The sequence below is a fragment of the Rhodanobacteraceae bacterium genome, assembly GCA_016713135.1.
Classification (GTDB): Bacteria; Pseudomonadota; Gammaproteobacteria; order Xanthomonadales; family SZUA-5; genus JADKFD01.
Genome location: JADJPR010000002.1, coordinates 303,697 through 316,272, shown reverse-complemented (window position 1 = coordinate 316,272; position 12,576 = coordinate 303,697). Strand labels below are relative to the sequence as shown.

Sequence of the window (12,576 nt, the reverse complement as noted above, 5' to 3'; positions counted from 1 at the left end):
GCAAGGCAAAGCCCGCGATTCTAGCCTCGCTTTGGCTCGCTCCGTTCAAGCAGTTGAACGCGGTGACGCGGAGGGGTCGCTCCGTTCAAGCAGTTTTGCGCGGAGACGCAGAGGACGCGGAGAGAAGCAGGAGAGAAAAGCATTGCCTGATGGCGGTTCTGATCTCTGCGCCCTCTGCGTCTCCGCATCTGATCCGGACGGAGCCGCAGAGACTCAAAGCAAAACCTTGTTGAGTCTCTTGCTCTTCTCAGCGTTCTCTGCGTCTCCGCGTTTAACCGGCCTCTGCGCGCGACTGCCGGCGAGGACGCCGGCGTTCCCAGGTGCCTCCTCGGCGCTCTCTCTGCTTTTCCTCTGCGTTCTCTGCGTCCTGCCTTTTTGACGCGCGGCGCGTTCAACCGGTCCGGAGAACCCAGAATCCGAGGCGCAAAGACGCAGAGAAAAGCAATTCGGATGGAGCTTTTCGCTCTTCTCCGCGCTCTCTGCGTCTCCGCGTTTAACCGGTCCCGGTCACCCGAAGAACTCCTCGACGTCCGCGAGCATGCGCGTGCGGCGCATCGGCGGCAGTGAGTCGAGGAACTGGCGCCCGTAGGCCTTGGTGACGAGGCGCGGGTCGCACAGCATGAGCACGCCGCGGTCGCGGGTGCTGCGGATCAGGCGGCCGGCGCCCTGTTTCAGCGCGAGTACGGCGCTCGGCAGCTGGTAGTCGCGGAAAGGGTTGCCGCCGGCTTCGCGGATGGCTTCCAGGCGCGCTTCCATGACCGGGTCGCCGAGCTGGGCGAAGGGCAGCTTGTCGATCACCACCAGCGAGAGCGCGTCGCCGGCCACGTCCACGCCTTCCCAGAAGCTGGCGGCGCCTAGCAGCACCCCGTTGCCGGAGGCGATGAAGTCCGCCAGCAACGCCGGGCGCGGGCGTTCGCCCTGCACGAACAGCGGATAGCGGGTTTCCTCGCGCAGGATGTCGGCCGCCTCGCGCAGTGCGCGGTGCGAGGTGAACAACAGGAAGGCGCGGCCCTTCGACGCCGCGAGCACCGGCAGCGCGGCGCGCACCACGGCCTCGGTGTAGCCCGGCTGGTTCGGCTCGGGCATCCGTTGCGGCTGGTACAGCAGCGCCTGGTTGGGGTAGTCGAAAGGACTGTCGAGCTGCAGCGTCTCGGCGCCGAAGAAGCCGGTGGAGCGCTGGAACAGGGCGAAGGACTTGCCCACCGCGAGCGTCGCCGAGGTCGCCACCCAAGCCGCGCGCGAGGCGGCGCGGTACTGCGCCAGCGATTCGGCGGCATCCAGCGGCGTCGCGTGCACGGCAAAGCCGCGCTGGAACAGCTCGTACCAGCAGACCTCGCCCTCGCCAGGCGCGCCGGCCGCGCGTTCCAGCCGCGTGATCGCGTCGCGCGCGCGCTCGGCGCAGGCGGTGAGGCCCGTGCTGCGCTCGGCCTGGGCGTCGAGCGCCTCGACCAGTTGCGTGAGCGATTTGGACAGCGCGTCCTTGGCCTCGACCACGCCAGGCTGCTCCGCCGCCTGCCACCACGGGCCCTTGATCGGCAGCGAGTCCAGCGCCAGGCGGAATTCGCGGCTGCGCAGCTCTACCTCGTCCACCGGCGCCTTCAGCAGGGCGAGTGCGCCGGATTGAGCACCGGCCTCGGTGAGGATGTCGCGCGCCAGTTCGACCAGTTGGCGGTAGCTCAGCGAAACAGTGAAGAACTGGCTCGCGATCTCGCCGATCTGGTGCGCCTCGTCGAGGATGAAGGCCTGCGCGCCGGGCAGGATCTCGCCAAAGCCTTCGCGCTTGATCGCCATGTCGGCAAACAGCAGGTGATGGTTGACCACCACGACGTCCGCTTCCTGCGCCTTGCGCCGCGCCTTGACCACGAAGCAGTCGTTGAAGCGCGGGCATTCGCTGCCGATGCAGTTGTCGGCGGTGGAGGTCACCCACGGCCACACCGAGGAATCCTCCGGCACCTTGTCCAGTTCCATCCGGTCGCCGCTGCGCGTCAGGCGCGCCCAGGCGCGAATCTCGGCGAGGTCGCGCACTGCCTCGCGGCTGGCCAGCCGGGCGGCGTCCTCGGCGATCTCCAGCCGATGCAGGCAGAGATAGTTGGCGCGGCCCTTGAGCAGCGCCTTCTTCGGGTTGAGCTTGAGCGTGGCGCACACCCGCGGCAAATCGCGGTGGTAGAGCTGGTCCTGCAACGTCTTGGTGCCGGTGGAGACGATCACGCGCTGGTTCTGCAGCAGCGCCGGCACCAGATAGGCGTAGGTCTTGCCGGTACCCGTGCCGGCCTCCACCGCGAGCGCGCCGCCACTGGCCAGGGTGGCTTCCACCGCCGCCGCCATGCGCTGCTGCTGCTCGCGCGCGACGAAGTTGGGATCTGCGGCGAAAGGACTATCGGGGCCGAGGGCCTCGGCTGCAGACATGCGCGGGATCGGATGGCGGAAAGCGCGGAGTCTACGTGAGGCCCGACGCGCCGGGCCGCGGGCGGCTGTAGGAGATTTCCTGTTGCTTTGTGCACATGATCTGAAAATGCGGAACAGGTGTTATTCGCACCTGAGGCACGGATCGTGCGGCGGCCTCGCTGGTTGCGACGCAGCGTGAGAGCCATCGGTGTGCATTGGTCGCGGCCCGGCGAGCCCGCCGACACCGTCGGCTCTCGTAGGGCTAGATACTATGTTGATGAAATAAAAGACATTTTGTCCGCAAAGGACGCAAAGAACGCAAAGTAGAGCCAAGTCCGCTAGCGGACTTGCGGGGATTTGGGAACGCTGCGAAACCCACCACGCTCTTGCTCTCTTTGCGTTCTTTGCGTCCTTTGCGGACAAGAATAGCTGGCAAGGGAGAGCGCACCAGCGGGGGCGGCCGGGACTCTTGCAGGCCTGAGTGGGAGCGGCTTCAGCCGCGATCTTCCCCACCGCCAAAGGCGGGCTGTTGCGAACTTTCAGGGATAGAAGAGGCAAGTGGAATGAAGACGATATTGAAGGTTCTGGTGGCGCTGGTCTTGGTGGCGATCCTGCTGGCGGGTGCGCTGGCCTGGCGCGGACAGTCGATCCTGTCGCACCAATGGGAGATCGCCATCGCGCCGCGCACCGCCCGCTGGCGCCGCCGGACCTGGTCGAGGGCAAGCGCATCGCGACCATCCGCGGCTGCCTCGAATGCCATGGCGCTGACCTCGGCGGCCAGCTGTTGGTGCAGGCACCGATCGGCGACCTGGTGCCACCGAACCTCACCCGTGGCAAGGGCGGCGTGGTGGCGGCCTACACCCCGGAGGACTGGGAGCGTGCGATTCGCCACGGCGTGGGTCCCGGCGGCCGGCCGCTGATCCTGATGCCGAGCGACGACAACACGGTCATGTCCGAGGCCGACTACGCGGCCCTGCTGGCCTATGTCCAGAGCGTGCCGCCGGTCGACCGCGAGAATCCGCCGACCCGGCTGACGCTGCTCGGCCAGATCCTGCTGGGAGCCGGCCAGTTGCCGCTGCTGACGGCCGAGCGCATCGATCATGCGTTGCGCCCGGCGCAGCCGCTGGCGGCGCCTACGGTGGAGTACGGCGAATACGTGGCCAACATGTGCGCCGGCTGCCACGGCAGCAACTTCGCCGGTGGCCCGATTCCCGGCCAGCCGCCGCAGTCCCCGGCGGCCGCCAACCTGACACCCAAGGGCGCGATCAAGGACTGGACGCTGGCGCAGTTCGGCGCCGCGCTGCGTACCGGCGTGCTCCCCGATGGCCGCAAGATGGAGCCGCAATACATGCCGTGGAGCGCGTTCGCTGCGATGACCGATACCGAGGTCGAGGCGCTCTACCAGTACCTCAAATCGCTGCCGGCCGCGGACCAGCGCCCATGATCCGGCTGCCCACGCTCGATGCAGGCGCCGTGCGCCTGCGCCAGCTCGACGCACTGGACCTGGTCGACCTGCATGCGGTGTTCTCGGACCCGGTGGCGATGCGCTATTGGAGCCGCCCGCCGTTTGCGGACCTCGATGAGACCCGCGGCTACCTCGCCGCCATCGACGCCGGCCGTGAGCGGGGCGATCTGCTGCAGTGGGGCATCGAGGATGTCGCCCAGGGCCGGGTGATCGGCACCACCACCCTGTTTGCCATCGATCGCGAGCAGGGCCGCGCCGAGATCGGCTACATCCTCGGCTCGCCGCACTGGGGCCGCGGCCACGCACAGTGCGCGCTGAGGCGCTTGCTCCGCTTTGCCCGCGACGAGATGGGGCTGCGGCGCATCGAAGCTGATGTCGATCCGCGCAATCTGGCCTCGCTGCGGTTGTGCGAGCGCCTCGGTTTCCAGCGCGAAGGCTTTGCCCGCGAGCGCTGGGTGGTGGCCGGCGAAGTGCAGGACTCGGTGCTGTTCGGGTTGCTGCTGCGGGAGCTGGTGGAGGGGTGAGGTTGCGCCAGTGGGAGCGGCTTCAGCCGCGATCCTGTGCCGGTTGGTGGGAATAAGTGTTTTTCCGCAAAGGACGCAAAGGACGCAAAGTAGAGCCAAATCCATGGCCGGATGCGGGGCATGGGGATTTTGAGCAACACCGGGCGCATTTGCTTTCTTTGCGTCCTTTGCGGACCAAAAAAGCAGGTGCCGGTACGCAACAGTTCGATGCGCGAATGAGCGCCCCGGCAGGGGCGACCGGGAATCCCACAGGTCTCCGGATTGCGGCTTCGCTGCATCCTCAGGCCGCATGTCCCGCGATCGACCGCCGCGCCAGCCAGGTCAGCACCAGGCCGGTCAGGGTCATCGCCGCAGCGCCGAGGGCGAGGTGGCTGGCGTTGTGCTGCAGCAGCGGCGACAGCAGGCCGGCGACGCTGGCGTTGACGATCAGGCTGAGGAACATCTGCAGCGAACTGGCACCGCCGCGGCGCTCGGGGAACAGGTCCATGCTGGCGATGGTCAGCAGCGGATGCGCCAGCGCCACGCCGAAGGCGATCAGCCCGATGGGCAGCACCGCCCACGGCCAGCTGATCGTGGCCACCGACTGGGTGTAGGCGATGTTGCCGATGCTGGCGGCCAGCATCAGCGCGTAGCCGAGGAACATCGCACTGCGCGGGCGCACGCGGCCGGCCATCCGCCCGCTGGCGAAGGAGCCGAGCACCATGCCGCTGATGGTCGGCACGAAGAAGGCGGCGAACTGGCGCTCGTTCATCCCGAGCAGTTCCATCACGAACACCGGCGCCGAGCTGATGTAGACGAACATCGCGGCGAAATTGAAGCCGCCGGCAAAGCACAGCAGCACGAAGTCGCGGCTCTTCAACATCGTGAAATAGCCGCGCATCAGATTGCCCGGGTGCAGCGGCGTGCGTGCGGGCAACGGGTGAGTTTCCGGCAACCAGCGCCAGGCCGCCGCGATCACCGCGCCCGTCCACAGCACCAGGAACCAGAAGGACGCGCGCCAGCCGAAGTAGAGCAGGTAGCCGCCGATGATCGGCGCCAGTGCCGGCGCGATGCCGAACAGCATGCTGACGCCGCTCATCACCCGCTGCGCCCGCGCGCCGGCAAAGCAGTCGCGCACGATCGCGCGGCCGACGATCACGCCGGCGCCGGCGGACAGGCCCTGCAGTACGCGGAAGGCCAGCAGCATGTCCATCGAGGTCGCCAGCGCACAGCCCACCGAGGCGAGCGTGAATGCGCTCAGCGACACCACGATCACCGGCTTGCGCCCGAGCGCATCGGACAGCCCGCCGTGCCACAGCGACATCACGGCGTAAGCCACCAGGTACAGCGACAGCGTCTGCTGCAGTTGGAAGGGCGACGCGCCGAATTCCTTGCCGATCGCCGGAAACGCCGGGAAGAAGGTGTCGATCGCGAACGGGCCGATCATCGACAGCGAGGCGATGATCGCGATCAGCGGACCGGCGTTGTAGCGGGCGGTGGCGTCGGACACGTCGGGGGCGGGCAGGGCAAAGGACAGGGGATGATGCCTGTTTGTGTGTGCGCCCCCATTCATCCTGCTGTGCAGATTGTTGCCATTGATGAACTGGGGGGTTCCGTCTTGCAGGAATCTTCTGCTTCTTCACGCGACGGATCGAGGAGTTCCCATATATGCTTCGTACGGCTGCTTTTGTTGTTCTGTTGTTGTCTCCGATGGCCTGGACTTCCGCTCAAACGACGCTTCCGGCGGTGGAGGTGGTAGGTGTCCAGATTGGCTCGGCCATTTGCAGCAGCGGGTGCTCGAACTGGTTTCCCGCAGCGTTGGCTGAATTGCCAGTGCAGATGGATGAGATCTCGCACATGGCTGCGCCGCGGTTCTTGATGGTCATTTGCGACGGGGACGTTCAGGGTCGAGAAGCGGCGGTATGGAATTGATATCGGTCATATCTGGGAGACACCTATGGGAACGACATCGCAGGGCGACTGAGACAGGCATATGTAGACGCGCAAAATCTGGGTCAGACTTTGACGTTTATTTCACCGATAACTCTTCCGGAACTTATGTGCGGACTGGTGCGGGATTACATGATGCGATTGGATTCAGTGAACGCTCGGCTCCCGACTGTGCGCCATAGAGTCTCCATGAACAAACACGTTCGCATGGCGATGGGGGCGGCGATCATCCTTCTGGTTGCCGCTTCCTTGATTTACTCAATGCGTGCGCAGAATGAAACGCCGGTCTTGCCGCCGGCGCCCGCGAACCTGTCGCTGGCGGAGGATTCCAAATCCGAGTCAGAGGCAGACTTAGCCAATCGCTCACCGCCGGAATCATCCAGCATCCCGCGGCAATCGGCGAGGTCCGCGTTGGACCTGCTGAATCGCGCCACGAATGCGCGCAGCACCGATGCCGAAATGATGCGCAGAGCCAACGCAGGGGATCTTGAAGCCATGTTTGCGTTGAGGGTGCTGGACATGCGCTGCAGCAGTTTCTTGAACGCTGATGACGCCTTTCACCCGCGGCATGGACTCGCTCGACTAAAAACAGAAGGAGCGCAGCGCGCTGCAGCCGAAAAGGCGCTCGCCTTGATGACCGCTTACTGCGATCTGCCTTATGTCGCCGGTGATCGCAGAGAACTGATGAGTGAATATGAGCAGCGCCTGAAAGATGCGGCAAGGGCGGGCGATCATATGGCTCAGGCCGCATTGCTTTTTGAGGGGATGAGTGAGGCGGAAATAGTCAATGCCTATACGCAAGCGGATGATCCATGGGTGATTCAGATGGCCATGAGTGCTTTGGGTCGTGGCGGTGGGCCAATAGCCCGCGAGATTGAAGCGATGGTGTTTCCACAATCGATGCGGTCATTCAGGCAGAAGGAGATTCGCACGATCCGGAGTAGTGCCGCGGAGTGGGTGAGCTGCCAAGCAGGGCGGTACTGCGGCCCCAATGATTTCGAGGTTCTGTCGCGGTGTTATGACACCGGCAACTGCCCTTTAGGTCTGGATGTGATGACCCGGATCCAGCATTGGGATCTGTCGGGCTACCAGTTCGAGTTGATGCAGCGGTATATCGCGGCAGTGAACGCCAGGCTCCCGCGAGGACCTTGAAGCGCAGGCGTGTCGGCGTCGAGCCGTTTCGACAGCCAGACCGGGATGGAATTGGGCAACCAGAGCGCCTGTCAGTTCCTACCGAGCTTCAGCACGCCTCAATCCGCCACCAACTGATACCCCTTCAGCCTCTGCGCGAACTGCTGCAGCGCGGCCACGCCGGAGCGCTCGGCGTCTTCGCACCAGGCACGGATGGCCTCGCGCAGGGCTTCGCCGTTGCGGCCGGAGCGTTCCAGGGTTTCGGCCAGGCGGCGCTGGTAGTCCATCACGGTGGCGACCAGCGGGCGCTCGCGCACCCAGGCGCTCATGCGCTCGCGCGAGGCCTCGTCCAGCCAACGGCCGTTGTTCGCCAGTGCGCGGCGCAGGCGGCCGCGCAGCAGCGCCATCCGGTCGCCGGCGTTCGCGGCTTCCTCGCGCAGCACCGGCACGATGACACCGCGGAAGTAGTCGCGCATCACGCCGAAGCGGTGCGTCAGCAGCGCCTTGACCGTCTCCATGTCGGGCATCGACACATTCGGGCGGATCGCCAGGCTCGGCGCCACCCGGGTGACTTTCGCCAGGCCAAGCGCCGACAGGATGCGGATCGCCAGCCAGCCGATGTCGAACTCGTAGTTGCGCAGCGCGAACTTCGATGAACTCGGGTAGGCGTGGTGGTTGTTGTGCAACTCCTCGCCGCCGATGAAAAAGGCCCATGGCGTGAGGTTGGTGGAGCTGTCTGTGGTCTCGAAATTGCGGTAACACCACCAGTGGCCGAGGCCATTGACCACGCCCGCAGCGAGCACCGGGATCCACAGCATCTGGATCGCCCAGATCGCGATGCCGATCACGCCGAACAGCGCGAAGTCGATGGCGAGCATCAGCACAGGGCCGAGCGGCGGCGCCTTGGCATAGACCTTGCGCTCGATCCAGTCGTCCGGCGTGCCGCTGCCGTACTGCTCGACCAGCGCGCGGTCCCGCCGCGCCTGCTGGTACAGCACCACCCCGTGGAACAGCACCTTGGCGATGCCGTGGATCTGCGGGCTGTGCGGATCCTCCTCGGTCTCGCATTTGGCGTGGTGCTTGCGGTGGATCGCCACCCACTCCTTGGTCACCATCGCCGTGGTCAGCCAGGCCCAGAAGCGGAACAGGTGCGCGACCACCGGATGGAACTCGACGCCGCGATGCGCCTGGCTGCGATGCAGGTACAGCGTCACCGCGAAGATCGTCAACTGGGTCACGCAGACGAACCAGGTGGCGACCAGCCACCACTGCGAACCGCTCAGGCCAGCAGCAAGGAAGGACAGGAAATCAGCGGGCATCGGTATGTCCGGAAGCGAGGGCGCGCCGATTATCGGTGCGCCTCGGTGCCAGTTCTACGGACGCGGGCGTATGGTCGGGGAGTGCGGAGGGTTGAGGGTGGCCGTTGGGGTTTGGTTCCGGTTGTTGGTTCTTGGTTCTTGGTTGTTGGTTGTTGGTTGTTGGCGAAGCTCGCGCGCAGCTGCTCTTGTGGGAGTACCGGTCGCCCTTGCCGGTGCGCTTGTCCCCGCATCGATCTCTCGCGCACCCGTGCCTGCTTTTTTGTCCGCAAAGGACGCAAAGGACGCAAAGAAGGCAAGAGCGTCTTGGGTTGCGCGTTATCCCCATGCCACCGCATAGCCCGCTATGGATTCGGCTCTACTTTGCGTCCTTTGCGTCCTTTGCGGATAAATGTCTTTTATTTCATAGACGTGAATCATGCTCGGTCAGAGCGGACTCTGTCCGCGATCTTTCCGGCTGCCGCCGGTCGATCCAAGACCGAAATCCGCCGACTGCCCCGTGCCCTCAAGGCAACTGCGCCGCCATTCGCCGCCGCAGGCCGCAGTGCGCCAGCACTTCCGGCCATGGGAACATCGGTCCCGGGTCGCGTTTGCGCCGGACCAGGATCGACGGATCATCGCTGGCCGGCACCTCCGCCAGGTCCAGGTCTTCATGCCCGGCGATGTCGGTCAGCGCCGGGCAGCGCTGGCGCAGGTCGGCCAGCAGCGCGACCAGCGCATCGACCTGGGCCGGCGGGTAGGGCTCGGTCATCTGCTGGTGGCGCGAATCCAGCCAGTCCGGGTGGCGCCCGCTGTTGACCAGTTCGATCCCCACCGAGCGCGGGTTCCAGCCGCGCGTGTGGTGCGCGATGCGCTCGGGCGGCACGTATTCCTCGGTGTGGCCGTCGCGGTCGATGTAGTAGTGGCCGCTGTTGCCGGTGCCGCTGTCGTAGTGCGTGATCTCCCCGAACTTGCGCGCGATGGCCAGACTCGGCAGCTCGGTGCAGTGGATCACCACCAGTTCGACCTGCGCGATCTCGCGCGGCCCGAGCTTGTCGATGTAGGGCAGGGGATTGGCAACGAACATGCGGCTTTCCTGATCCGGCGGTGGCGCAGCCGCTAGGATAGGGGGCCGGCGCATGCGCAACAGCCTTCGGAGCGACCCTTGAGCAACCCAACCCGCGGCCACGTGATCCTCTCGCACGGCATGGAGAGCGGTCCGAACGCGACCAAGGTCACCCGGCTGGCGGCGGTGGCTGAAGCCCTCGGCTACACCCAAGAGCGGGTGGACGACCAGGGCATCGTCGATCCGCTGGCGCGGCTGGACCGGCTGCTGCCGAAGATCGACGCCGCGCCGCGGCCGCTGGTGCTGGTTGGGTCCAGCCTGGGTGCGTACGTCTCGGGCCTGGCTTCGCTGCAGCGCGAGGTGGCCGGATTGTTCCTGCTGGCGCCGCCGGTGCGCATCCCGGGAGGCGTGCCGGACCTGGAATTGCGTGCGCGGCGGATCGCCATCGTGCATGGTTGGCGCGACGAGTTGATCGCACCCGACGAGGTTTACGCGCTGGCCGCGCAGACGCGCGCCACCCTGCACCTGTACGACAGCGACCATCGCCTGACCGACGTGGTCCCCGACATCGAACGCGACTTCGCGGCCTTCCTCGGGCATGTGCACGCATGAGTACGCTGCCCTTCTTTGCCAGTTGTGCGCGCGGGCTGGAACCGCTGGTGGCGCGCGAACTGGCCGCCTTCGGTGCCGGCGAGATCCGCGAAACCGCCGCCGGGGTCTCGTGCACGGCGACCCTGGAGCAGGCCTACCGCATCGGCTACTGCGCGCGCCTGCCGAGCCGCTGGCTGCTCAAGCTGGTCGAGGTGGAGCTGACCAGTTCCGAGCAGTTGTACGAGGTGGCCAAGGGCGTGCCCTGGCACGAACATTTCGGCTCCGAAGACCGTTTCGCGATCCACGTGGCCGGCAAGTCCTCGCTGTTCCGCGACACCCGTTTCGCGATGCTGCGGGTCAAGGATGCGATCGCCGACGCCTTCCGCGAGCGCGAGGGCGTGCGCCCTTACGTGGACGCCGAAACGCCCGATGCCAGCGTGCACGTGGTGATCAAGGGCGGGCGCGCGGCGATTTCGCTGGACCTGGTCGGCGGCGCGATGCACGAGCGCGGCTATCGCAAGCTCGGCCACGAGGCGCCGATCAAGGAGAACCTCGCCGCGGCGGTGCTGGTGCGCGCCGGCTGGCCGGAAATCGCGCGCGGCAGGGCGGCCATCGTCGATCCTTTCTGCGGCGGTGGCACGCTGCTGATCGAAGCGCTGTGGATGGCCGCCGACGTGCCCGCGCAATGGCTGCGCGAGCACTTCGCCTGGAGCCGTTGGCGCGGGCATGACGACGCGCTGTGGCAAGCCGTCAAGGTCGCCGCCGACGAGCGCGCGCAGACCGGATTGCAGAACTTGCTGGTGCGCGGTTTCGGCAGCGACAACGATCCCACCGCCATCCGCCTGGCGCGCGGCCAATTGCAGGCGGCGAAGGTCGCCGGCTTCTGCCACCTGGCGGCGCTCGACGCGCGCAAGCTGCAGGTGCCGGCGGGCTTCGAGCACGGGCTCATCGTCGCCAACCTGCCGTACGGCGAACGCCTGGGCGACGAGCGCGAGCTGATGCCCTTGCACCGGGAGTTCGGGGCTGCGCTGAAGCAGTCCTTTGTCGGCTGGCGCTTCGGCCTGCTGGCCGGCAGCGAGGCGCTGGCGCGCGCCACCGAGTTGCGCGCCGAGAAGGGACAGGTGCTGTGGAACGGCGCCATCGAGTGCCTGCTGATCACCGGTGCGGTGTCTGCGCCGGTGGTGCGCAGCGACGGTCCGGTGCGCTTCCGCAGCCCCGGCGCGGAGATGGTCTACAACCGCATCGGCAAGAACCGCAAGCGGCTCAAGCGCTGGCTCGAGCGCGAGCGCATCGAGTGCTATCGCATCTACGACGCCGATTTGCCCGAGTACGCCGCGGCCATCGATGTCTACGGCGACCGCCTGCACATCCAGGAATACGCCGCGCCGGCCGAAATCCCGCAGGCCAAGACCGAGGAGCGCTTCAAGGACCTGGTCTACGCCGCGCGGCGCGCCTTCGACCTGCCCGCCGAAAACGTCTACCTCAAGCAGCGCCGCACCCAGTCGCCGGACGCTCAGTACCGCCGACAGGACCAGAGCGGCGAGTTCTTCACCGTCTCCGAGGCGGACGCGCGCTTCGAGGTGAACCTGCAGGATTACCTCGATTCCGGCCTGTTCCTCGACGGTCGCCAGATCCGCGAGTGGATCCACGACAGCGCGCGCGGCCTGCGCTTCCTCAACCTGTTCTGCTACACCGGTTCGGCCACCGTCGCCGCCGCGCTCGGCGGTGCGCGCGAGAGCATCAGCGTGGACCTGTCGCCCACCTACACCGGCTGGGCCGAGCGCAATTTCCGCATCAATGGCCTCGACCTGCGCCGCCACCAGCTGGTGCAGGACGACGCGGTGCGCTGGCTGGCCCAGTGCCGCGAGCGCTACGACCTGATGTACATCGACCCGCCCACCTTCTCCAACTCCAAGCGCACGCCGACCGTGTTCGACGTGCAGCGCGACCACGGCGCGCTGCTGCGCGATGCGCTGCGTTGCCTGGCGCCGGGCGGGCGCATCCTGTTCGTATGCAATTTGCGCAAGTTCAAGCTAGATGCGGACTTGTCCGAGGTGGCGCGCATCGACGACGTCACCGAAGCCAGCATCCCGCCCGACTTCGCCCGCGACCAGCGGATCCACCGGGCGTTCTGGGTGCGAGGGTGGGGATGAGCCGGTGGGTTCGGTGGGTTTGGACACGGCCGGAGTA

Annotated in this window: 10 protein-coding genes; 5 read left to right on the top strand and 5 right to left on the bottom strand. The window is 66.4% G+C overall.

The features are described 5' to 3' along the window. Positions 1-507: 507 nt before the first annotated feature. Positions 508-2,406 carry an ATP-dependent DNA helicase gene (locus IPK27_03655; protein ID MBK8066733.1) on the bottom strand — a complete coding sequence of 633 codons (1,899 nt, stop codon included), beginning with the start codon at positions 2,404-2,406 and terminating at the stop codon, positions 508-510. Between the two features lie 640 nt (positions 2,407-3,046). Here IPK27_03655 and IPK27_03650 point away from each other — a divergent pair. Both IPK27_03650 and IPK27_03645 read left to right on the top strand, forming a co-directional pair. Beyond that, positions 3,047-3,829 carry a c-type cytochrome gene (locus IPK27_03650; GenBank protein ID MBK8066732.1) on the top strand — a complete coding sequence of 261 codons (783 nt, stop codon included), beginning with the start codon at positions 3,047-3,049 and terminating at the stop codon, positions 3,827-3,829. After that, positions 3,826-4,374 carry a GNAT family N-acetyltransferase gene (locus IPK27_03645; GenBank protein MBK8066731.1) on the top strand — a complete coding sequence of 183 codons (549 nt, stop codon included), beginning with the start codon at positions 3,826-3,828 and terminating at the stop codon, positions 4,372-4,374. The genes IPK27_03650 and IPK27_03645 overlap by 4 nt, the downstream gene beginning before the upstream one ends. A 280-nt stretch (positions 4,375-4,654) precedes the next feature. Here the strand turns inward: IPK27_03645 and IPK27_03640 are convergent, their stop codons facing one another. Both IPK27_03640 and IPK27_03635 read right to left on the bottom strand, forming a co-directional pair. Continuing rightward, entirely contained in the window at positions 4,655-5,863 is a 1,209-nt protein-coding gene (locus tag IPK27_03640; GenBank protein MBK8066730.1) for a multidrug effflux MFS transporter, read from the bottom strand. A gap of 217 nt (positions 5,864-6,080) precedes the next feature. Then, a complete protein-coding gene (locus IPK27_03635) occupies positions 6,081-6,239 on the bottom strand; it encodes a hypothetical protein (GenBank protein ID MBK8066729.1) in 159 nt (52 codons plus the stop codon). Between the two features lie 253 nt (positions 6,240-6,492). Here IPK27_03635 and IPK27_03630 point away from each other — a divergent pair, with 253 nt between their 5' ends. After that, on the top strand, positions 6,493-7,455 hold the full coding sequence (locus IPK27_03630; GenBank protein ID MBK8066728.1) for a hypothetical protein: 963 nt from the start codon (positions 6,493-6,495) through the stop codon (positions 7,453-7,455). Positions 7,456-7,553: 98 nt separating this feature from the next. Here the strand turns inward: IPK27_03630 and IPK27_03625 are convergent, their stop codons facing one another. Together IPK27_03625 and IPK27_03620 are read right to left on the bottom strand one after the other, a co-directional pair. Beyond that, positions 7,554-8,753 (bottom strand): fatty acid desaturase, encoded by a 1,200-nt coding sequence (locus IPK27_03625; GenBank protein ID MBK8066727.1) that lies wholly within the window; start codon positions 8,751-8,753, stop codon positions 7,554-7,556. Positions 8,754-9,255: 502 nt separating this feature from the next. Then, the gene (locus tag IPK27_03620; protein ID MBK8066726.1) at positions 9,256-9,816 is read right to left on the bottom strand and encodes an N-acetylmuramoyl-L-alanine amidase; all 561 of its coding nucleotides are present in this window, start codon (positions 9,814-9,816) and stop codon (positions 9,256-9,258) included. A gap of 120 nt (positions 9,817-9,936) precedes the next feature. Between IPK27_03620 and IPK27_03615 the strand changes: the two genes are divergently transcribed. Further along, positions 9,937-10,407, top strand: coding sequence for an alpha/beta fold hydrolase (locus IPK27_03615; protein ID MBK8066725.1), 471 nt, complete (start codon positions 9,937-9,939; stop codon positions 10,405-10,407). Then, entirely contained in the window at positions 10,404-12,539 is a 2,136-nt protein-coding gene (rlmKL, locus tag IPK27_03610) for a bifunctional 23S rRNA (guanine(2069)-N(7))-methyltransferase RlmK/23S rRNA (guanine(2445)-N(2))-methyltransferase RlmL (GenBank protein MBK8066724.1), read from the top strand. Before IPK27_03615 ends, rlmKL begins: the two co-directional genes overlap by 4 nt. Positions 12,540-12,576: the final 37 nt, after the last annotated feature.